The 20,287-nt window shown below is 39.1% G+C and carries 19 protein-coding genes and 1 riboswitch; of the genes, 16 read left to right on the top strand and 3 right to left on the bottom strand.

Annotated features, from left to right (window positions below):
- The first annotated feature begins 54 nt into the window (after positions 1 to 54).
- The 13 genes from HMPREF2795_RS06350 (at position 55) to HMPREF2795_RS06290 (ending at position 10,613) form a co-directional block, all read left to right on the top strand.
- Positions 55 to 558, top strand: coding sequence for a tRNA (cytidine(34)-2'-O)-methyltransferase (locus tag HMPREF2795_RS06350; RefSeq protein ID WP_049549008.1), 504 nt, complete (start codon positions 55 to 57; stop codon positions 556 to 558).
- Between the two features lie 48 nt (positions 559 to 606).
- Positions 607 to 841: riboswitch (FMN riboswitch) on the top strand.
- A gap of 157 nt (positions 842 to 998) precedes the next feature.
- Positions 999 to 1,562, top strand: a complete 564-nt coding sequence (locus tag HMPREF2795_RS06345; RefSeq protein ID WP_075228476.1) for an ECF transporter S component — start codon at positions 999 to 1,001, stop codon at positions 1,560 to 1,562.
- Entirely contained in the window at positions 1,552 to 2,202 is a 651-nt protein-coding gene (locus tag HMPREF2795_RS06340; RefSeq protein ID WP_075228475.1) for a phosphatase PAP2 family protein, read from the top strand. The genes HMPREF2795_RS06345 and HMPREF2795_RS06340 overlap by 11 nt, the downstream gene beginning before the upstream one ends.
- Positions 2,203 to 2,228: 26 nt before the next feature.
- Positions 2,229 to 2,648, top strand: a complete 420-nt coding sequence (locus HMPREF2795_RS06335) for a ParB/RepB/Spo0J family partition protein (RefSeq protein WP_075228474.1) — start codon at positions 2,229 to 2,231, stop codon at positions 2,646 to 2,648.
- Positions 2,623 to 3,105, top strand: coding sequence for a GNAT family N-acetyltransferase (locus HMPREF2795_RS06330; protein ID WP_075228530.1), 483 nt, complete (start codon positions 2,623 to 2,625; stop codon positions 3,103 to 3,105). Before HMPREF2795_RS06335 ends, HMPREF2795_RS06330 begins: the two co-directional genes overlap by 26 nt.
- Positions 3,106 to 3,299: 194 nt before the next feature.
- Complete coding sequence (gene rplK / locus HMPREF2795_RS06325; protein ID WP_001085808.1) at positions 3,300 to 3,725, top strand: 50S ribosomal protein L11; 426 nt, start codon at positions 3,300 to 3,302, stop codon at positions 3,723 to 3,725.
- A gap of 96 nt (positions 3,726 to 3,821) precedes the next feature.
- Positions 3,822 to 4,511 carry a 50S ribosomal protein L1 gene (gene rplA / locus HMPREF2795_RS06320; RefSeq protein ID WP_001085672.1) on the top strand — a complete coding sequence of 230 codons (690 nt, stop codon included), beginning with the start codon at positions 3,822 to 3,824 and terminating at the stop codon, positions 4,509 to 4,511.
- A gap of 213 nt (positions 4,512 to 4,724) precedes the next feature.
- Entirely contained in the window at positions 4,725 to 6,425 is a 1,701-nt protein-coding gene (locus tag HMPREF2795_RS06315; RefSeq protein WP_075228473.1) for an acetolactate synthase large subunit, read from the top strand.
- Positions 6,418 to 6,894 (top strand): acetolactate synthase small subunit, encoded by a 477-nt coding sequence (gene ilvN / locus HMPREF2795_RS06310; protein ID WP_001253809.1) that lies wholly within the window; start codon positions 6,418 to 6,420, stop codon positions 6,892 to 6,894. Before HMPREF2795_RS06315 ends, ilvN begins: the two co-directional genes overlap by 8 nt.
- A gap of 65 nt (positions 6,895 to 6,959) precedes the next feature.
- Positions 6,960 to 7,982 carry a ketol-acid reductoisomerase gene (gene ilvC, locus HMPREF2795_RS06305; RefSeq protein ID WP_045763621.1) on the top strand — a complete coding sequence of 341 codons (1,023 nt, stop codon included), beginning with the start codon at positions 6,960 to 6,962 and terminating at the stop codon, positions 7,980 to 7,982.
- Positions 7,983 to 8,062: 80 nt separating this feature from the next.
- Positions 8,063 to 9,313: a threonine ammonia-lyase IlvA gene (gene ilvA / locus HMPREF2795_RS06300; protein ID WP_075228472.1), complete on the top strand. Its 1,251-nt coding sequence runs from the start codon at positions 8,063 to 8,065 to the stop codon at positions 9,311 to 9,313.
- An 82-nt stretch (positions 9,314 to 9,395) separates the two neighbouring features.
- Positions 9,396 to 10,292, top strand: coding sequence for an SPFH domain-containing protein (locus HMPREF2795_RS06295; RefSeq protein ID WP_000243418.1), 897 nt, complete (start codon positions 9,396 to 9,398; stop codon positions 10,290 to 10,292).
- 105 nt (positions 10,293 to 10,397) lie between these two features.
- Positions 10,398 to 10,613 carry a capsule biosynthesis transcriptional regulator gene (locus HMPREF2795_RS06290; RefSeq protein WP_001140700.1) on the top strand — a complete coding sequence of 72 codons (216 nt, stop codon included), beginning with the start codon at positions 10,398 to 10,400 and terminating at the stop codon, positions 10,611 to 10,613.
- Positions 10,614 to 11,071: 458 nt separating this feature from the next.
- Here the strand turns inward: HMPREF2795_RS06290 and HMPREF2795_RS06285 are convergent, their stop codons facing one another.
- Together HMPREF2795_RS06285 and HMPREF2795_RS06280 are read right to left on the bottom strand one after the other, a co-directional pair.
- Entirely contained in the window at positions 11,072 to 11,812 is a 741-nt protein-coding gene (locus HMPREF2795_RS06285) for an amino acid ABC transporter ATP-binding protein (protein ID WP_000081949.1), read from the bottom strand.
- Positions 11,812 to 13,377: an ABC transporter substrate-binding protein/permease gene (locus tag HMPREF2795_RS06280; RefSeq protein WP_075228471.1), complete on the bottom strand. Its 1,566-nt coding sequence runs from the start codon at positions 13,375 to 13,377 to the stop codon at positions 11,812 to 11,814. The genes HMPREF2795_RS06285 and HMPREF2795_RS06280 overlap by 1 nt, the downstream gene beginning before the upstream one ends.
- Before the next feature lie 130 nt (positions 13,378 to 13,507).
- Here HMPREF2795_RS06280 and HMPREF2795_RS06275 point away from each other — a divergent pair, with 130 nt between their 5' ends.
- Both HMPREF2795_RS06275 and HMPREF2795_RS06270 read left to right on the top strand, forming a co-directional pair.
- Positions 13,508 to 15,403, top strand: coding sequence for a DUF2207 domain-containing protein (locus tag HMPREF2795_RS06275; RefSeq protein WP_000747700.1), 1,896 nt, complete (start codon positions 13,508 to 13,510; stop codon positions 15,401 to 15,403).
- Positions 15,404 to 15,464: 61 nt separating this feature from the next.
- Complete coding sequence (locus HMPREF2795_RS06270) at positions 15,465 to 16,310, top strand: undecaprenyl-diphosphate phosphatase (protein ID WP_000273482.1); 846 nt, start codon at positions 15,465 to 15,467, stop codon at positions 16,308 to 16,310.
- Positions 16,311 to 16,344: 34 nt separating this feature from the next.
- On the opposite strand, the gene dinB is transcribed toward HMPREF2795_RS06270, so the two are convergent.
- Positions 16,345 to 17,406, bottom strand: coding sequence for a DNA polymerase IV (gene dinB, locus HMPREF2795_RS06265; protein WP_000904608.1), 1,062 nt, complete (start codon positions 17,404 to 17,406; stop codon positions 16,345 to 16,347).
- Between the two features lie 237 nt (positions 17,407 to 17,643).
- On the opposite strand from dinB, the gene pflB reads away from it, so the two are divergent.
- Positions 17,644 to 19,959, top strand: coding sequence for a formate C-acetyltransferase (gene pflB, locus HMPREF2795_RS06260; protein WP_000260625.1), 2,316 nt, complete (start codon positions 17,644 to 17,646; stop codon positions 19,957 to 19,959).
- Positions 19,960 to 20,287: the final 328 nt, after the last annotated feature.

The raw sequence follows: 20,287 nt of genomic DNA, 5'->3' as shown, positions 1-20,287 counted from the left end.
GCTTGACTCCGGGCAGTGTGGCTATTTTTTTGCACTAGTGAGAGGAAACAAGGCATGGCAAATCATATTGTATTATTTGAACCCCAGATTCCACAAAATACGGGTAATATTGCTCGTACTTGCGCAGCAACGAATGCCCCCCTTCATATTATCAAACCGATGGGTTTTCCTATTGATGATCGTAAGATGAAGCGGGCAGGTCTAGATTATTGGGACAAGCTTGAGATTCATTTTTATGATAGCTTGGCTGATTTTATGGGAAAAATGGATGGTCAGCTCTACCTGATTTCCAAGTTTGCAGAAAAAGTCTATTCAGATGCAGATTTCACGACAGAAGGAGATCACTATTTTCTCTTTGGACGTGAAGATAAGGGCTTGCCTGAGGAATTTATGCGTGAGCATCCAGAAAAGGCTCTCAGAATTCCGATGAATGATGAACATGTTCGTAGCCTGAATGTATCTAATACAGTATGTATGATTGTCTATGAGGCTCTCCGACAACAAAACTTTGTGGGCCTCGAACTGGTTCACACTTATGAAACAGATAAATTGAAATAAACACTTAGATAAAATGCTTGCGCTTGCAAGCTTTTTTTGTTATCATAAAGGGGTCTTCAGGGCTGGGTGTAATTCCCGACCGGCGGTGACTTTTACTCGGAAATGTTCTTTTCCTTTTATACTTTGTTGCCAAGCTTTGCCTAACCAAAAGTTATGCCTACAGCTTGTCGCCTAGTCTAAAAGAAAAATCTCCATTTCCTTACTCTAAAAGAAGTCCGCGAGCGCAAGCTGATGTGGTGAGATTCCACAACCGACAGTATAGTCTGGATGGGAGAAGACGAAAGAATGGCTTTGTCTATTCTAATTGATTTTTTATAGGTAAATTGCAACCGCTTGCTTAAACAGAGTGAGGGGAAACTTTTGGAATATAAAAATAGAGGGTAGATAGAGGAATCCTTTCCAACTTCTTCTGATTTTATAGAAAATTGGAGGAACCTGTTATGACAAACACACGTCGACTTTCGACCATTGCAATTCTATCAGCGCTTTCATTTGTGTTGATGTACTTTGACTTTCCGCTTTTGCCAGCGGCATCCTTTTTGAGGATTGAGTTCAGTATCTTACCAGTTCTTGTAGGTTTGGTAGTCTTGGATTTACCAGCTGCTTTAGGAGTACTATTCCTTCGGTCCTTGTTGAAAATCCTTTTGAACAATCAAGGAGTTAGTACCTACATTGGTTTACCGATGAATATTGTTGCCTTGGGAGTCTTTGTGCTTGCTTTTGGTTTGATTTGGAAAAAAGAGCGAACAACCATGCGTTTCGTCCTAGCTTCACTAGCTGGTACGCTTGGTTTGACTCTAGCTATGCTAGTTCTGAACTACGTCTATGCTGTTCCTTTGTACGCTAAGTTTGCTAATTTTGATATTGAGAAAATCTTAGGATTGAGCAACTACCTGATGACTATGGTCTTGCCTTTTAATCTGATTGAAGGTATTATCTTTGCCATCTCTTTCTGGTTGTTATTTGTCCTTTTGAAACCAACTTTAAAATACCATGAAAGATAAACAAACATATTTGATGAAGGGCTCTTTTGCCCTTTTGCTTTTTGTAATTTTAGGTTATATTGTCAAGTTTTACCCTAATATGCTGATTGGCTTTGATCAACCAATCCAGACTGCTATTCGAGGTGACTTACCTGCTTCCTTGACCTTCCTTTTCAGAACAATCACACATTTAATTGATATCCCAGTCATTATCACTTGGGTTCTCATTGTAGCTTTTATTTTTTACCGTAAGCAATGGAAACTGGAAAGTTATCTCATGCTGGGGAATTTGACTTTAGCTGGAATCTTAATCGTAACCTTTAAAAATATCTACCAACGACCTAGACCAGAAATAGTACATCTAGTAGAGGAAAAAGGTTTTTCTTTTCCTAGTGGACATTCTCTGGCAGTAACGATTATGGTTGGAACTTTGATTGTGATTTTGAGCCAAAGGATTAAGAATTCAGCCTGGAGAAAAGTAGTGCAAATCGGACTTGGCATTTACTTAGTCAGTGTATTGGTATCAAGAATTTATCTGGGAGTTCACTACCCATCAGATGTGATTGCCAGCCTTTGTGTAGGCCTAGGAGTTTTGTTTATGGAGTTTCCTTTCTACGATAAACTGCGTTTTCAATGGCGCTTCAAAGGAAAGCAGAAGTAGGAATTGCCCCTTCTTGAGGAGATAAAATGGAAGTCAACATAAAAGATCTTCATCCAACTCAACTATACTTATCAGAAAAGAAGTTACAAGATATCCAGATGCTTTATCAGTCGAAAGAAAAGCCCAATATCAATCCAATTATCGTTCTTGCATTTGGAAATTGCTTCTTGATTACAGATGGCCATCACAGGGCTTATCAGGCTTTGTTGGTAGGCCAGGATACAATTTCTGCTGAGTTTGATAGAGATGGAGGTGATGAACTATATCATCTCTATGCGCAAGCTTGTAAGAAAAGAAAGATATACTCTGTTCTTGATTTAAAAAATCATATCTTACCTCAAGATGAGTATGAAGCAAAATGGTATAACTGGTGTGATGGTTTTAATCAAGCAGTGGAGCTAGTATTAGGAGTAGAAAATGATGACAAAAATCATTCAGATAGATGATTCCTTACGTTTAGTTCCCTATTTTTTAGCAGATCATCAGGATGCAGCTTTGCCCTGGTATCAAGATGTGGATTTGGTGGAACTTGTAGACGGTATTAGAATACCTTATAGTTCAGAAAAATTAAATGCTATGTATTCCTATTTAGAGAGTCACGGGCATTTGTTCTGGATTGAGTTTCGAGAAAAGGGAGAGTGGCTTCCAATTGGGGATGTAACCTTATCTCAAGAGAATCTTCCTATTGTGATTGGCAATCCAACTTATCGATATCAAGGTCTTGGACGCAAGGTTTTGAAGATTTTGATTGATCTAGCTCGGCAAAAGGATTGGAAACAATTGAAAGTTCAAGAAATCTACACTTTCAATCGTATCTCTATAAGATGTTTTGAGTCTCTTGGTTTTGTGGAAAGCGGTGCTACTGAAAAGGGCTTGAGTTTTGTACTGACTTTGAGCGAATGAATTCTTTCCATCATGGTAGAAGATTTTGAAGATTAATTGCACCAAAAAAGGTGTAACATAAAGAAATATCAAAAATAAAAATTTCTCTTGCAATTTTTTTAAAATAGTGTATAATAGATGGGTATGCGTAAAGCATACTTGTGGGAGGTAAAAATCTCTAAATTACCGCCAAAACCACAAAGGAGGATTTAAAAATGGCTAAAAAAGTCGAAAAACTTGTAAAATTGCAAATCCCTGCTGGTAAAGCTACACCAGCTCCACCGGTTGGACCTGCTCTTGGTCAAGCTGGTATCAACATCATGGGATTCACAAAAGAGTTCAACGCTCGTACTGCTGACCAAGCTGGTATGATTATTCCAGTTGTTATCTCAGTATACGAAGACAAATCATTTACTTTCGTTACAAAAACACCACCAGCTGCTGTTCTTTTGAAAAAAGCTGCAGGTGTTGAAAAAGGATCAGGTACACCTAACAAAACTAAGGTTGCTACAGTTACTCGTGCACAAGTACAAGAAATTGCAGAAACTAAAATGCCAGATTTGAACGCTGCAAACATTGAGTCTGCAATGCGTATGATCGAAGGTACTGCTCGTTCTATGGGATTCACTGTTGTTGACTAATCAATAACATCCCTATATAACCCGCAAGACTTCATCATTTCGAGAAGTGACGTGGGAGATGAAAATCGATTGAACCACTTACAAGGAGAATAGAAAATGGCTAAAAAAAGCAAACAACTTCGTGCTGCTCTTGAGAAGATCGACAGCACAAAAGCATACAGCGTAGAAGAAGCTGTAGCTCTTGCAAAAGAAACTAACTTTGCAAAATTTGACGCAACTGTAGAAGTTGCTTACAACTTGAACATTGACGTTAAAAAAGCTGACCAACAAATCCGTGGAGCAATGGTATTGCCAAACGGTACTGGTAAAACAGCTCGCGTTCTTGTATTTGCACGTGGTGCAAAAGCTGAAGAAGCAAAAGCTGCTGGTGCAGACTTCGTTGGTGAAGATGACCTTGTTGCTAAAATCAACGACGGTTGGTTGGACTTTGACGTAGTTATCGCTACACCTGACATGATGGCTCTTGTTGGACGTCTTGGACGTGTCCTTGGACCTCGTAACTTGATGCCAAACCCTAAAACTGGTACTGTAACAATGGATGTTGCTAAAGCAGTTGAGGAATCTAAAGGTGGTAAAATCACTTACCGTGCAGACCGTGCAGGTATCGTACAAGCGATCATCGGTAAAGTTTCATTTGAAGCTGACAAGTTGGTTGAAAACTTCAAAGCATTTAACGAAACAATTCAAAAAGCTAAACCAGCTACTGCTAAAGGAACTTACGTAACAAGCTTGACAATCACAACTACTCAAGGTGTTGGTATCAAGGTTGACGTTAACTCACTTTAATTAGTAATGATTTAATATGAAAGGTTGAAGACAGATCTGTCTTCAACCTTTTTTCTATTAAAAAAATAAAAATACGTATAAACTTTCTAATCTATTTGATATTGTAAAGTATCTAGATAGAAAATTCAGAAAATTTGCTCTTTTCCCTTGAAAATTTTTGAAAAAATGGTATCATAGTAACAAGCTATTTTTAAGAGAAGAGAAAGGGGAACGATGGAGAAAATCATTTTAGACTCACCTAAGTCGGGATCGGATCTTGTTTTGGAAACACTTCGTGACTTAGGAATCGATACGATTTTTGGTTATCCTGGTGGAGCGGTACTTCCTTTATATGATGCTATTTATAATTTTAAGGGAATCCGCCATATTCTAGGTCGCCATGAGCAGGGCTGTCTTCACGAAGCTGAAGGTTATGCTAAGTCAACAGGAAAACTGGGTGTAGCAGTCGTCACAAGCGGACCAGGAGCTACAAATGCCATTACAGGGATCGCAGATGCTATGAGCGATAGTGTTCCCCTTTTAGTCTTTACTGGCCAAGTGGCACGTGCTGGAATTGGGAAAGATGCTTTTCAAGAAGCTGATATCGTTGGTATCACCATGCCAATCACTAAGTATAATTATCAGGTTCGAGAAACTGCAGATATTCCACGTATTATTACAGAGGCGGTACATATTGCGACCACAGGTCGTCCAGGGCCAGTCGTCATTGATCTTCCAAAAGATGTTTCTGCGCTTGAGACAGACTTCGTTTACTCTCCAGAGATAGATTTACCAAGTTATCAGCCAACACTTGAGCCAAATGATATGCAAATCAAGAAAATCTTGAAGCAATTGTCTAAGGCTAAAAAGCCAGTCTTGCTAGCTGGTGGTGGGATTAGTTACGCTGAGGCTGCAGCAGAGTTAAATGAATTTGCAGAGCGTTATCAAATTCCTGTTGTTACCAGTCTTTTGGGACAGGGAACAATCGCAACTAGCCATCCACTGTTTTTGGGAATGGGTGGAATGCACGGTTCCTTTGCAGCCAATATTGCCATGACTGAGGCTGACTTTATGATTTCTATTGGTTGTCGTTTTGATGACCGTTTGACTGGAAATCCTAAGACCTTTGCTAAGAATGCAAAAGTAGCGCATATTGATATCGATCCTGCAGAGATTGGTAAGATTATCGCAGTTGATATTCCGGTTGTTGGAGATGCGAAAAAGGCCTTGCAACAATTGCTTGCAGAACCAATTGTTCGTAACAATACTGAAAAATGGATTGAAAAAGTTACCAAAGATAAGAACCGTGTTCGATCTTATGATAAGAAAGAACGTGTGGTTCAACCTCAAGCAGTTATTGAACGTATTGGTGAGTTGACCAAGGGTGATGCCATTGTCGTAACAGATGTTGGACAACACCAAATGTGGACGGCTCAATACTATCCTTACCAAAACGAGCGTCAATTGGTAACATCAGGTGGTCTAGGAACTATGGGCTTCGGAGTCCCAGCAGCTATTGGTGCTAAGATTGCCAATCCAGATAAAGAAGTTGTTCTCTTTGTCGGTGATGGTGGTTTCCAGATGACCAATCAGGAATTAGCAATCTTAAACATTTACAAGATTCCAATCAAGGTCATCATGCTTAACAACCACTCACTTGGAATGGTTCGCCAGTGGCAAGAAGCCTTCTATGATGGTCGAACGTCTGAATCAGTCTTTGATAGCCTTCCAGATTTCCAATTGATGGCTCAAGCCTATGGGATTAAGAATTATAAGTTTGATAATCCTGAAACTCTTGAGAAGGATTTGGAAGTCATCATGGAAGATGTACCAATGTTCATCGAAGTAGACATTTCTCGTAAAGAACATGTTTTACCGATGGTACCAGCTGGTAAGAGTAATCATGAGATGTTGGGGGTGAAGTTTAATGCGTAGAATGTTAACAGCCAAACTTCAAAACCGTTCAGGTGTTCTCAATCGCTTCACAGGAGTCTTATCGAGACGTCAAGTCAATATTGAAAGCATTTCTGTGGGCGCAACGGAAAATCCTAATGTATCACGAATTACCATTATCATCGATGTTGCCTCTCATGATGAAGTTGAGCAAATCATCAAACAACTTAATCGTCAGATTGATGTGATTCGCATTCGTGATATCACGGATCAACCCCACTTAGAACGAGAAGTAATTCTTATAAAGGTTTCAGCACCTGCTGAAAAACGTGCAGAAATTTTGGCTATTATCCAACCTTTCCGTGCAACAGTAGTCGATGTAGCTCCAAGTTCCATTACCATTCAGATGACTGGGAATGCAGAAAAGAGTGAAGCCTTAATTCGAGTGATTCGACCATATGGTATTAAGAATATCGCTCGTACGGGTGCAACTGGATTTACCCGCGACTAAAAATCCAACCTCAATTTGTTAAACTAGCCTAATAGGCAATAAAAATAGAAAAGAGAGAAAAAACTATGGCAGTTCAAATGGAATACGAAAAAGATGTAAAAGTAGCAGCACTTGACGGTAAAAAAATCGCCGTTATCGGTTATGGTTCACAAGGCCATGCTCACGCTCAAAACTTGCGTGATTCAGGTCGTGATGTGATTATCGGTGTACGCCCAGGTAAATCTTTTGACAAAGCAAAAGAAGATGGATTTGATACATACACAGTAGCAGAAGCTACTAAATTAGCTGATGTTATCATGATCTTGGCACCAGACGAAATCCAACAAGAATTGTACGAAGCAGAAATTGCTCCAAACTTGGAAGCTGGAAATGCTGTTGGATTTGCACATGGTTTCAACATCCACTTCGAATTCATCAAAGTTCCTGCAGATGTTGATGTTTTCATGTGTGCTCCTAAAGGGCCAGGACACTTGGTGCGTCGTACTTACGAAGAAGGATTTGGTGTTCCAGCACTTTACGCTGTCTACCAAGATGCAACAGGAAATGCTAAAGACATCGCTATGGACTGGTGTAAAGGTGTTGGCGCAGCTCGTGTAGGTCTTCTTGAAACAACTTACAAAGAAGAAACTGAAGAAGATTTGTTTGGTGAACAAGCAGTACTTTGTGGTGGTTTGACTGCCCTTATCGAAGCTGGTTTTGAAGTCTTGACAGAAGCTGGTTATGCTCCAGAATTGGCTTACTTTGAAGTTCTTCACGAAATGAAATTGATCGTTGACTTGATCTATGAAGGTGGATTCAAGAAAATGCGTCAATCAATTTCAAACACTGCTGAATATGGTGACTATGTTTCAGGTCCACGTGTAATCACTGAACAAGTCAAAGAAAATATGAAAGCAGTTCTTGCGGATATCCAAAATGGTAAATTTGCCAACGACTTTGTAAATGACTACAAAGCTGGACGTCCAAAATTGACTGCCTACCGTGAACAAGCAGCTAACCTTGAAATTGAAAAAGTTGGTGCAGAATTGCGTAAAGCAATGCCATTTGTCGGTAAAAACGACGATGATGCATTCAAAATCTACAACTAATTTTTAAGAATATAAACAGAAGGCGAGTTGGGGGGAACCTAACTCGCTTTTTATCTTGAAAACTCATCTAGGAGGAGATTATGCTAAGTGCAAAAGATGTGGTGAAAGCCCACAAGGTTTTGAGTGGTGTAGTAGCCAATACTCCACTTGACTACGATCATTATTTATCCGAAAAATACGGAGCGAAAATTTATCTTAAGAAGGAAAATGCTCAACGTGTCCGTTCTTTTAAAATTCGTGGAGCTTATTATGCTATCTCGCAATTGACAAAAGAGGAACGTGAACGTGGTGTAGTGTGTGCTTCGGCGGGAAATCACGCTCAAGGAGTTGCCTACACATGTAATGAGATGAAGATCCCTGCAACAATCTTTATGCCAATTACGACACCTCAACAGAAAATTGGTCAGGTCCGTTTCTTTGGAGGAGATTTTGTGACGATCAAATTAGTAGGGGATACTTTTGATGCTTCAGCCAAGGCTGCTCAAGACTTTACTGTAGCTGAAAATCGTACTTTTATTGATCCCTTTGATGATCCCTATGTTCAAGCTGGTCAGGGGACGGTAGCCTATGAAATTTTAGAAGAAGCTCGTAAAGAATCTATTGATTTTGATACTGTCTTGGTACCTGTTGGAGGTGGAGGCCTCATTTCAGGTGTTTCTACTTATATTAAAGAAACAAATCCTCAAATTGAGGTCATTGGAGTCGAGGCTGAAGGTGCTCGTTCTATGAAGGCTGCCTTTGAAGCTGGGGGACCGGTTAAACTTAAAGAAATTGATAAATTTGCGGATGGGATTGCAGTGCAAAAAGTAGGACAGTTGACCTATGAAGCAACACGAAAAAATGTTGAAACTCTTATCGGTGTAGATGAAGGCTTGATTTCTGAGACCTTAATTGATCTTTATTCTAAACAAGGGATTGTAGCTGAACCTGCGGGTGCTGCTAGTGTTGCAGCCTTGGAAGTATTATCCGATTATATTAAGGGCAAGACCATTTGTTGTATCATTTCTGGAGGGAATAATGACATCAACCGTATGCCAGAGATGGAAGAACGTGCCTTGATTTATGATGGTATCAAGCATTACTTTGTAGTGAATTTCCCACAACGTCCGGGAGCACTTCGAGAGTTTGTAAATGATATCTTAGGACCTCATGATGATATTACTCGTTTTGAATATATCAAACGAGCTAGCAAGGGAACTGGTCCAGTACTAATAGGGGTCGCACTTGCTGATAAACATGATTATGCGGGCTTGATTCACCGGATGGAAAAATTTGACCCATCTTATATTAACTTGAATGGGAATGAGACCCTATATAATATGCTTGTTTAATATGCTATGAAATTTTTATCATATTATTTGCCTAACCTATTTACTAGTGCTATAATGTAAGTGAAGAAAGGGGGAGATTCCCATGGTTTTAAAAGTTATACTTGTTCTAATTATTCTAATGCTTATTGTAGGAGCTATATTAATGAGCTCAATCTATGTTGTTCGACAACAATCAGTAGCTATCATTGAACGATTTGGTAAGTATCAAAAGTTGAGCAATAGTGGTATTCACCTAAGAGCACCATTTGGGATTGATAAAATTGCAGCTCGTGTACAACTGCGTCTCTTGCAAAGTGAAATCGTTGTGGAAACCAAGACTCAAGATAACGTATTTGTGACGATGAATGTTGCGACACAGTACCGAGTAAATGAACAAAATGTTACAGATGCTTACTATAAACTAATGAGACCTGAGGCTCAAATCAAATCTTATATTGAAGACGCATTGCGCTCATCAGTTCCTAAGTTAACTTTGGATGAATTGTTTGAGAAAAAGGATGAAATTGCATTAGAAGTTCAAAAACAAGTAGCGGAAGAAATGTCAACGTATGGGTACATTATCGTCAAAACGCTCATTACCAAAGTAGAGCCGGATGCGGAAGTCAAGCAATCGATGAATGAAATCAATGCTGCTCAACGTAAGAGAGTAGCAGCACAAGAATTGGCCGAAGCAGATAAAATTAAGATCGTAACAGCGGCCGAAGCAGAGGCAGAAAAGGATCGCCTACATGGTGTGGGGATCGCAGAGCAACGAAAAGCAATTGTTGATGGACTTGCTGATTCTATTAAAGAGTTAAAAGGAGCCAATGTTGAATTAACTGAAGAGCAAATCATGTCAATCTTGTTAACTAACCAGTATTTAGATACATTGAATAATTTTGCAGAAAAACAAGGTAATAATACAATTTTCTTACCAGCAAATCCTAACGGAGTTGAAGATATACGAACCCATATATTATCGGCTTTAAAAGCCAAGTAAACCAAATCTTAACGTCTTATTTGATTGGATATATGTTTTGTTATTGACAAATGCCATAAAAACGTATACAATTAAATATCGTAAAGAATAAAATAGGAGAAAAACATGGCTAAGACTAACTTTGAAAAAGTAGAATCAGTTGTTAGCTGGGTTCGTGATAAGAAGATCACTGGTTATCGTATTTCTAAAGAAACGAATGCACGTGAAATGTCTATCATTGCTCTAGCTCAAGGACGTGCAAAAGTTAAAAATATTTCCTTTGAAACAGCCCTTGGATTAATTGATTTCTACGAAAAAAATCATGAAAAATTTGAAGATTAATCTTTGGATACAAGCAGACTCTAATTAGGGTCTGCTTTTATTTATGGAATGGAGAAATAGCCATGATATGACCTACTCAACAAATCTATTTGTCAGGATGAACTAGGTTGACAGGGAGCTGAGTGATCTCATACTCTTCGAAAATCAAATTCAAACCACGTCAGCTTCGCCTTGCCGTACTCAAGTACAGCCTGCGGCTCGCTTCCTAGTTTGCTCTTTGATTTTCATTGGGTATCACTCATGAAAATCAAATAAAAGATTAGGAATATAGCTACAAGCAATACTTGCTCAGGAAACAGAAGAAGGGATAAAGCTGATTTTTAAAGTATATAAAAAGAGGTCGGGATAAAAAACTCCGACCTTGATTTTTATGTTCATGAGCCTTTGACTCAATATTGATTGGGGTTTGAATAGGAAAACAACTCTTGGTTTAAGAGGTTTATCCAATCGCTTTTATCTTATCCTAAATAGCGTTGTAAAAATTCTCTTGTACGTTCCTCTTTAGGATTTGTAAATAAATCTTCAGGTTTGCCTTCTTCTGCAATCACACCTTTGTCCATAAAGATGACACGGTGTGATACGTCACGAGCAAATTCCATTTCGTGGGTTACAACGATCATTGTCAAGCCTTCTTGAGCTAGTTCTTGCATGATTTTTAGAACTTCACCGACCATTTCAGGGTCGAGGGCTGAAGTAGGCTCGTCAAAGAGAATGGCATCAGGATTCATAGAAAGCGCGCGAGCAATGGCTACACGTTGCTTTTGACCACCAGAAAGTTGTTTTGGTTTAGCTTGCCAGTAGCGCTCTCCCATGCCAACTTTTTCAAGGTTTTCTTTAGCAATTTTCTCTGCTTCTGATCGTTCACGTTTGAGGACAGTTGTCTGTGCAACAATCGTATTTTCAAGAACGTTGAGATTTTCAAAGAGGTTAAAGGATTGGAAAACCATGCCTAGTTTTTCACGATAGTGAGTGAGGTTATACCCTTTTTCAAGTACGTTTTCACCGTGATAAAGGATTTCACCTTCAGTTGGTGTTTCGAGAAGGTTGATAGAACGTAGGAAGGTTGATTTACCACTACCGGAACTACCGATGATAGAAATCACTTCTCCTTTATGAATAGTGAGAGAGATGTCTTTTAGGACCTCGTTTTGCCCGTAGGATTTTTTGAGGTGTTTGATTTCAAGGATTGGTTGACTCATTATTTCAAATCCTCCGTTTGCATTTGGTTAGCACCTGTCGTGTAGGTATCCATATCCATACGTTTTTCGATGAAGCGTAGGATACGCGTTACTGTGAAGGTGAGGACAAAGTAGATAACTGCGATGATGGTAAAGGTTTGGAAGTACTGGTAGGTTTGTGTTGCTACCGTATTTCCTGAGAAGTAAAGCTCTACAACCGAGATAACGTTCAATACAGAAGTATCCTTGATGTTGATGACAAATTCATTACCAGTCGCAGGTAAAATGTTGCGAACGACCTGTGGTAGGACAACCTTACGCATGGTTTGATTGTGGGTCATACCAAGTGCAGTCGCTGCTTCAAATTGTCCCTTATCAACAGCTAGGATACCACCACGAACAATTTCAGTCATGTAAGCACCAGTGTTGATTGAAACGATAAAGATAGCAGCTAGCGTACGGTCTAGGTTGATCCCGAAAGCTTGAGCAGTTCCATAGTAGATAACCATAGATTGTACAATCATAGGTGTTCCACGGAAAATTTCGATATAGATATTGAGAATCCAACCGATTAGTTTTTGGATACCAAAGATAAATTGGTTTTCAGATAGAGGTGCTGTACGGAAGACACCGATAGCAAGACCGATAGCGAGACCAACGATGGTACCGATAATTGAAATGAGAAGGGTAATACCAGCACCACGCAAGAGTTGTTGCCAGTTTTCAGTCAGAATTTTAGCGACTTGACCAAAGAAATTACTGTTGCTTTCTTCTGTCGTAGTAGATTCTGCTGGTTGCTCTTTAATCATACGATCCATGAGTGCAACTTGTTCATCTTTAGAAATGGTTTCAATACTGGCGTTGATTTGGCTAATACGGTCATCATCTTTACGAAGTCCAATAGCGATAGATGTATCTTCTTCACCAGTTTTAAAACCAGGTTCAGGCTGAATCATTTTGAACTTAGCGTTTGCTGATTCGGCGGTGAGAGCTTCTGGTCGTTCAGAAACATAGGCATCAATGACACCAGCTTCAAGAGCTTGACGCATTTGGGCGAAATCTCCCATGGCAGTTTCCTTCTGAGCGCCTGAGATTTGTGAAATCAAATCATAAAGGTAAACACCTTGTTGAGAAGTGATTTTTGCTCCGCTAAAGTCCTCTAGTGATTTGGCGTTTGCATAGGCAGAATCCTTTTTGACCAATAGTACAGGTTCGCTAGTGTAGTAGCTGCTTGAAAATGCAATTTCTTGTTTGCGTTCAGCAGTTGGGCTCATACCTGCAATGATCATATCAATCTTACCAGAAGTAAGGGCTGGAACAAGTCCTTCCCACTTGGTTTTAACAACCAAGGGCTCTTTTCCTAGGTCCTTAGCAATCTTTTTAGCTATTTGAACGTCGTAACCATTAGCATATTGGTTGGTTCCATCGATTTTGACAGCGCCGTTACTGTCGTCATCTTGAGTCCAGTTAAAGGGTGCGTAGGCTGCCTCCATACCGATGCGTAAATATTCATCGGCTTGGACCTGGCTAACTAGTCCTAGAGTAAGGGCCAGGCTAGCAAGGATAGTTAAGCATAATTTTTTCATGTTTTCTCCTATTTCTAGTCTAAAATTGCTTCTCTCTATTGTATCGAAAAAGCGGAACTTTTTCAATCTTAGTAAACCCTTACTTGTGAAAAATGATATAATAGTGAAAAAACTTGAAAGGGAGTATACGATGAAAAAAAGATGGCTATTTACTTTGGTGTTTGCCTGTTTGCTATTGATACCACGCCTGGTTTTTGCTGTAGACTTTGATATTCTATCTTATAAGGGAGATTTGAATATTCATGCAGATAATACAGCAGTTTTCCAACAAACAATCACCTATCGTTTTAAAGATGATTTTAATGGTCAATCGGTTGGACTAGGAAAAGCAGGGAAAATGCCAGAAGGCTTTGAGATTGATGATGATCCCACTGTTCTAGTATCAAAGAATGGGGAAATTATAGAAGATGCCCTTTCCTACACAAAGGAAAATGGGAAAGGCTATCAAGTAATAATTTTAAATCCAGGAAAAGCTGGAGATACTGTACGTGTAACCATTACCTGGCAATTGAAAAATCTTCTTTTCTTATATCAGGATATTGCTGAGCTGAATTGGCAACCACTGACAGATAGTTCAGGAGACATCAAAGACTTAGAATTCCGAGTAACTTCATATAGTCCGGCAGAGAAAGTCTTTTTTCATACTGGAAAACTCCTCAATGAGGGTAGTGTCGAAAAAGTAAATGATATTTATCGAGTGAAGATGAAAAATCTTCCTAGAAAACGTCAAGTTGAGCTACATGCCTATTGGCCCAGAGAGGCTTTCTCGTTAGCTCCAAGCCAAGGGCTGGAAGAAGAGCGTTTAAGAGATTTTAAAAAAATTGAAATAGAAATAAAAGCTAGCAAAGTGCAAGCTAGTCTCATGATAAAGTGGATTTTTCCAATAATCTTTATCGTGTTATTGATGATGACCATCATGTATTATCGAGCATTTCGTAAACATACGGCCCTCAAAAAGGTATATCCCAAGGATCATCGACTCTACGAACCCCCAATGGATCTACCTCCAATGGTTTTGGCGGAGGCTATTTACTCTACCTCCTTGGAGGAAATCAGTCCCTTGAATAAGAAGAAGTTTGGCAAATTCTCTTTTGAACGATTGATTCAGGCGACCTTGCTAGACTTAGTTGATCGAGGGCATTTATCTATTTTTCAGGGTGAAGAAGAACCGTGGATAAAAATCAATAGTGAAAAAGGCTTGTCGAATTTTGAAAAAGAATGCTTGCGGATGACTCTCTCAACTAATAAAGAACTGGCTCTTTCAGACCTTTTTCCAGAGTATCAAGTTTCTTCAGGACTATTCCATGGAGCTAAGGAAGCTGATGAGCAGCATATTCGCGAATTCGGTTTGCATCTCAAGCGTTCCTTCGAGAGACGACTTCAACGTTTGCAAAGTTGTGTTCGAGACAAGGTAAAAATTCTACGTCTTCCAAGCTATTATCGTCCTTTGACTGATAAAGAAAGTAGTCTTGTGAATGGTATGAAAGTCTGTTCAGCTATAACAGGTTTAATAGGCCTTCTTGTCTTTTATTATAGTCTGCGAACACGTGGTTATTTTTCACTTCCTTTACTTTCCCTAGGTTTAATAGGCTTACTTGCCAGTGCCTTAGTTTATTTTGTGACTCGAGGTCCATCTCGTGATGGAGTCTTAAACGAAGAAGGGGCAGAAGCCTATTACCTTTGGACAAGTTTTGAAAATATGCTTCGTGATATTACTCATCTTGATAAGGCTGAACTAGAGAGCATTGTACTTTGGAATCGTCTTTTGGTTTATGCAACTCTGTATGGATACGCAAAGAAAGTGAATAAGATCATGAAGCTCCACAATATTCAACTTGAAAACGAAACTATGAATCTTTATGTATCTTGTGGATGGGATAAACAGTTTCATATATCTGCTGCTCACATTAATCAATACACTTCGGTCGCAAATACAGCAAGTACCTTCTCTGTATCATCTGGAAGCGGTAGCTCTGGTGGAGGTTTCTCAGGCGGTGGCGGTGGTGGAAGTATCGGCGCTTTCTAAAGAAAACTCAACACAGTCTTTAAAAGTATGATATAATGGAGGGTAGAAAAAGGAGTAATCTATGTATTTTTTTGAAATTTTAAAATCAATCTTTTTTGGGATTGTTGAAGGAATTACGGAATGGTTGCCGATTTCAAGTACTGGTCACTTGATTTTGGCAGAAGAGTTTATCCAGTATAAAGATCAAAATGAAGCTTTTATGTCTATGTTTAACGTAGTCATTCAACTGGGTGCTATCCTAGCCGTTATGGTTATCTACTTTAACAAACTGAATCCTTTTAAACCAGGCAAGGATAAAGTCGAAGTTCGTAGAACTTGGCAATTATGGTCCAAAGTATTTGTTGCGACCCTCCCTCTTCTTTTAGTCTTTAAGTTTGATGATTGGTTTGATACTCACTTCCATAATATGGTTTCAGTAGCCATTATGTTGATTGTTTATGGGGTTGCCTTTATTTATCTTGAAAAACGCAACAAAGCGCAAGCAATTGAGCCAACAGTCACAGAGCTAGACAAGTTGCCTTATAAAACAGCCCTCTATATCGGACTTTTCCAAGTCTTGGCTCTTTTACCAGGGACTAGTCGTTCAGGTGCGACTATCGTCGGTGGTTTGTTAAACGGAACCAGTCGTTCGGTGGTAACTGAGTTTACCTTCTACCTAGGAATTCCAGTTATGTTTGGAGCCAGCGCTTTGAAGATTTTTAAATTCATCAAGGCAGGAGAAGTTTTGAGTTTTGGTCAATTCTTCTTGCTCTTAGTAGCCATGGTAGTAGCTTTTGCAGTCAGCATGGTTGCCATTCGTTTCTTGACTAGCTATGTTAAAAAACACGACTTTACGATGTTTGGTAAATACCGTATTGTCCTTGGTAGTGTCTTGCTACTTTATAGCTTTATTCGATTATTTGTATAAGAAAAAAACCTTGAGGGAAGCTTCCTTCAAGGTTTTAAAATCCAGTCACAGTGACACCCAATAAGCGAACGTCTTTATCTTTATCTGCCAGAGATTCGTAAAGTTGGATAGCCATTTGTGAAATCGTTTCAGCATCTTGGATCTTTTGAGATAAGCTTTTCCGCTTAGTCATTGTAGAAAAGTCAGCATAGCGGATTTTTAAAATAACAATCATTCCAGATTTTTCATGTTTTTGAAGACTAAGGGCAACTCTTTCCGAAAGTAGGGTTAGCTCTTTTTTGATATCCTCTTCTAGATTGAGAATTTTACTATAAGTTTTTTCTTTTCCGATAGATTTACGAATGCGATTGGATTTGACGGGAGAATTATCAATGCCACGAGCCTTGCGATACAGGTCAAAACCGAGTCTACCAAAACGGTCAATGAGACTAATTTCAGAAATTTCTAAAAGATCAGCTCCTGTGAATACGCCCATTTGATGCAATTTTTCAACTGTTTTCTTACCTACACCGTGGAATTTAGCGATATCCATTTGTCTAAGAAAATCTTCAGCTTCATCAGGAAGAATAACTGTCAGGCCTCGAGGTTTTTGGTAATCGCTAGCGATTTTAGCTAAGAATTTATTGTAAGACACACCAGCAGAAGCGGTCAAATGAAGTTCATTCCAAATATCTTGTTGAATTAGTCGAGCGATTTTAACAGCGGACTTGATGCCGAGTTTGTTTTCAGTCACGTCTAGATAAGCTTCATCGATACTCATAGGCTCGATATTATCCGTATAACGTTTAAAAATAGCTCGAATCTGTTGACCGACAGCAGTATATTTTTCGTAGTTTCCAGAAATGAAAACGGCTTGAGGGCAACGTTCATAGGCTTCTTTAGAACTCATAGCTGAGTGGATGCCAAATGCTCGCGCTTCATAGCTACAGGTAGAAACAACTCCTCGACCACCAGTTTTTCTAGGATCACTACCAATCACAACTGGCTTCCCTTTAAGTTTGGGATTGTCTCGAATTTCAACAGCAGCAAAAAAGGCATCCATGTCAATATGGATGATTTTACGAGATAAATCATTCATTAGTGGAAAAATCAACATGGAGAAACCTCTCAGTGCTAGTTTGTTTAATTTTATTATACTCTTTTTCTGAAAAAATGAAAATCAAATAATCTCTTTCAAAAATATAATACAGTTTGCAGCATATTTCGAACTGTATTAGAAAAGAAAGTGTTAAAAAAGTGAGTTTTTAGTTGTTGAAATCGTTTACTGTGTGGTATACTGAATACATGAATGTAACAGATGACTGTTACTAGAAAGAAAAAAGAGGACATTAACATGGTTGTTAAGACAGTTGTTGAAGCACAAGATATTTTTGACAAAGCCTGGGAAGGCTTTAAAGGTGTTGACTGGAAAGAAAAAGCAAGTGTATCACGCTTTGTACAAGCTAACTACACACCTTACGATGGAGACGAAAGCTTCCTTGCAGGACCAACAGAACGTTCACTCCACATCAAAAAAATCGTAGAAGAAACTAAAGCACACTACGAAGAAACTCGTTTCCCAATGGACACTCGTCCAACTTCTATTGCTGATATTCCTGCTGGATTTATCGACAAAGAAAACGAATTGATTTATGGTATCCAAAACGATGAACTCTTCAAATTGAACTTCATGCCAAAAGGTGGTATCCGTATGGCTGAAACTACTTTGAAAGAAAATGGATACGAACCAGATCCAGCTGTTCACGAAATTTTCACTAAATACGTAACAACTGTTAACGATGGTATCTTCCGTGCTTACACTTCAAACATCCGTCGTGCTCGTCACGCTCACACTGTAACTGGTCTTCCAGATGCATACTCACGTGGACGTATCATCGGTGTTTATGCACGTCTTGCTCTTTACGGTGCAGACTACTTGATGCAAGAAAAAGTTAACGACTGGAACTCAATCGAAGAAATTGATGAAGAAACAATCCGTCTTCGTGAAGAGATCAACCTTCAATATCAAGCATTGCAACAAGTTGTTCGCTTGGGTGATCTTTACGGAGTTGATGTTCGCAAACCAGCGATGAACGTTAAAGAAGCTATCCAATGGGTTAACATTGCCTTTATGTCTGTCTGCCGTGTGATCAACGGTGCGGCTACATCTCTTGGACGTGTGCCAATCGTATTGGATATCTTTGCAGAACGTGACCTTGCTCGTGGTACATTTACTGAATCAGAAATCCAAGAATTTGTTGATGATTTCGTTATGAAACTTCGTACAGTTAAATTTGCTCGTACAAAAGCTTACGACCAATTGTATTCAGGTGACCCAACCTTCATCACAACTTCAATGGCTGGTATGGGTAACGACGGTCGTCACCGTGTTACTAAGATGGACTACCGTTTCTTGAACACTCTTGACAACATTGGTAACTCTCCAGAACCAAACTTGACAGTTCTTTGGACTGACAAATTGCCATACAACTTCCGTCGCTACTGTATGCACATGAGCCACAAACACTCTTCAATCCAATACGAAGGTGTAACAACAATGGCTAAAGATGGATATGGTGAAATGAGCTGTATCTCATGTTGTGTATCTCCACTTGATCCAGAAAACGAAGAACAACGTCACAACATCCAGTACTTCGGTGCTCGCGTTAACGTTCTTAAAGCTCTTCTTACTGGTTTGAACGGTGGTTACGACGATGTTCATAAAGACTACAAAGTATTTGACATCGAACCAATCCGCGACGAAGTTCTTGAATTCGAATCAGTTAAAGCTAACTTTGAAAAATCTCTTGACTGGTTGACTGACACTTACGTAGATGCTTTGAACATCATCCACTACATGACTGACAAGTACAACTACGAAGCTGTTCAAATGGCCTTCTTGCCAACTAAACAACGTGCTAACATGGGATTCGGTATCTGTGGATTTGCCAACACTGTTGATACATTGTCAGCTATCAAATACGCTACAGTTAAACCAATCCGTGATGAAAATGGCTACATCTACGATTACGAAACAATCGGTGAATACCCACGTTGGGGTGAAGATGACCCACGTTCAAACGAATTGGCAGAATGGTTGATTGAAGCTTATACAACTCGTCTACGTAGCCACAAACTTTACAAGAATGCAGAAGCTACAGTTTCACTTTTGACAATCACATCTAACGTTGCTTACTCTAAACAAACTGGTAACTCACCAGTCCACAAAGGTGTATACCTCAACGAAGATGGTTCAGTGAACTTGTCTAAACTTGAATTCTTCTCACCAGGTGCTAACCCATCTAACAAAGCTAAAGGTGGATGGTTGCAAAACTTGAACTCACTTGCTAGCCTTGACTTTGGTTACGCAGCTGATGGTATCTCATTGACAACTCAAGTATCACCACGTGCTCTTGGTAAAACTCGTGACGAACAAGTTGATAACTTGGTAACAATCCTTGATGGTTACTTCGAAAACGGTGGACAACACGTTAACTTGAACGTTATGGACTTGAACGATGTTTACGAAAAGATCATGTCAGGTGAAGACGTAATCGTACGTATCTCTGGATACTGTGTAAACACTAAATACCTCACTCCAGAACAAAAAACTGAATTGACACAACGTGTCTTCCACGAAGTTCTTTCAATGGATGACGCATTGAGCTAAGATTCATAAATAGTAAATAAAAACCAGTCATTTTGACTGGTTTTTTGCTATAAAAAAATATTTAAAAAAATTGGTCAAAATTGGTCAAATCTCTTGACTAATACTGACCAAAGTGATATACTAAGAACATAAGGATAAGGGAATCCTTAGAAAACCTTGATTTTAAGGTGATTGTGTAATTTATCTTAAGGTCAAAGTATGGGTAAAACCTAGAAAAGAGGTACAACCTATGATGAACATTAGTATTTTTAGAAGTCCAATTACAAAACCTGTATTGGATAAAGAAAAACCTGAAATTATACGTAGAGTAGCAAATAGCTAGTCTAAA

The organism is Streptococcus sp. HMSC056C01, from assembly GCF_001811305.1.
Lineage (GTDB): Bacteria > Bacillota > Bacilli > Lactobacillales > Streptococcaceae > Streptococcus.
This window is presented reverse-complemented; position numbering and strand designations above follow the sequence as displayed.

What these genes read in the sequence shown, in the direction of transcription:
- HMPREF2795_RS06275 (WP_000747700.1), top strand. Translation starts at nt 13,508, where the DNA reads ATGAAAAAAAGATGGCTATTTACTTTGGTGTTTGCCTGTTTGCTATTG.
- HMPREF2795_RS06315 (WP_075228473.1), top strand. Translation starts at nt 4,725, where the DNA reads ATGGAGAAAATCATTTTAGACTCACCTAAGTCGGGATCGGATCTTGTT.
- HMPREF2795_RS06330 (WP_075228530.1), top strand. Translation starts at nt 2,623, where the DNA reads ATGACAAAAATCATTCAGATAGATGATTCCTTACGTTTAGTTCCCTAT.
- HMPREF2795_RS06290 (WP_001140700.1), top strand. Translation starts at nt 10,398, where the DNA reads ATGGCTAAGACTAACTTTGAAAAAGTAGAATCAGTTGTTAGCTGGGTT.
- ilvC (WP_045763621.1), top strand. Translation starts at nt 6,960, where the DNA reads ATGGCAGTTCAAATGGAATACGAAAAAGATGTAAAAGTAGCAGCACTT.
- HMPREF2795_RS06345 (WP_075228476.1), top strand. Translation starts at nt 999, where the DNA reads ATGACAAACACACGTCGACTTTCGACCATTGCAATTCTATCAGCGCTT.
- rplA (WP_001085672.1), top strand. Translation starts at nt 3,822, where the DNA reads ATGGCTAAAAAAAGCAAACAACTTCGTGCTGCTCTTGAGAAGATCGAC.
- HMPREF2795_RS06270 (WP_000273482.1), top strand. Translation starts at nt 15,465, where the DNA reads ATGTATTTTTTTGAAATTTTAAAATCAATCTTTTTTGGGATTGTTGAA.
- HMPREF2795_RS06350 (WP_049549008.1), top strand. Translation starts at nt 55, where the DNA reads ATGGCAAATCATATTGTATTATTTGAACCCCAGATTCCACAAAATACG.
- ilvN (WP_001253809.1), top strand. Translation starts at nt 6,418, where the DNA reads ATGCGTAGAATGTTAACAGCCAAACTTCAAAACCGTTCAGGTGTTCTC.
- rplK (WP_001085808.1), top strand. Translation starts at nt 3,300, where the DNA reads ATGGCTAAAAAAGTCGAAAAACTTGTAAAATTGCAAATCCCTGCTGGT.
- HMPREF2795_RS06280 (WP_075228471.1), bottom strand. Translation starts at nt 13,377, where the DNA reads ATGAAAAAATTATGCTTAACTATCCTTGCTAGCCTGGCCCTTACTCTA.
- ilvA (WP_075228472.1), top strand. Translation starts at nt 8,063, where the DNA reads ATGCTAAGTGCAAAAGATGTGGTGAAAGCCCACAAGGTTTTGAGTGGT.
- pflB (WP_000260625.1), top strand. Translation starts at nt 17,644, where the DNA reads ATGGTTGTTAAGACAGTTGTTGAAGCACAAGATATTTTTGACAAAGCC.
- dinB (WP_000904608.1), bottom strand. Translation starts at nt 17,406, where the DNA reads ATGTTGATTTTTCCACTAATGAATGATTTATCTCGTAAAATCATCCAT.
- HMPREF2795_RS06335 (WP_075228474.1), top strand. Translation starts at nt 2,229, where the DNA reads ATGGAAGTCAACATAAAAGATCTTCATCCAACTCAACTATACTTATCA.
- HMPREF2795_RS06285 (WP_000081949.1), bottom strand. Translation starts at nt 11,812, where the DNA reads ATGAGTCAACCAATCCTTGAAATCAAACACCTCAAAAAATCCTACGGG.
- HMPREF2795_RS06340 (WP_075228475.1), top strand. Translation starts at nt 1,552, where the DNA reads ATGAAAGATAAACAAACATATTTGATGAAGGGCTCTTTTGCCCTTTTG.
- HMPREF2795_RS06295 (WP_000243418.1), top strand. Translation starts at nt 9,396, where the DNA reads ATGGTTTTAAAAGTTATACTTGTTCTAATTATTCTAATGCTTATTGTA.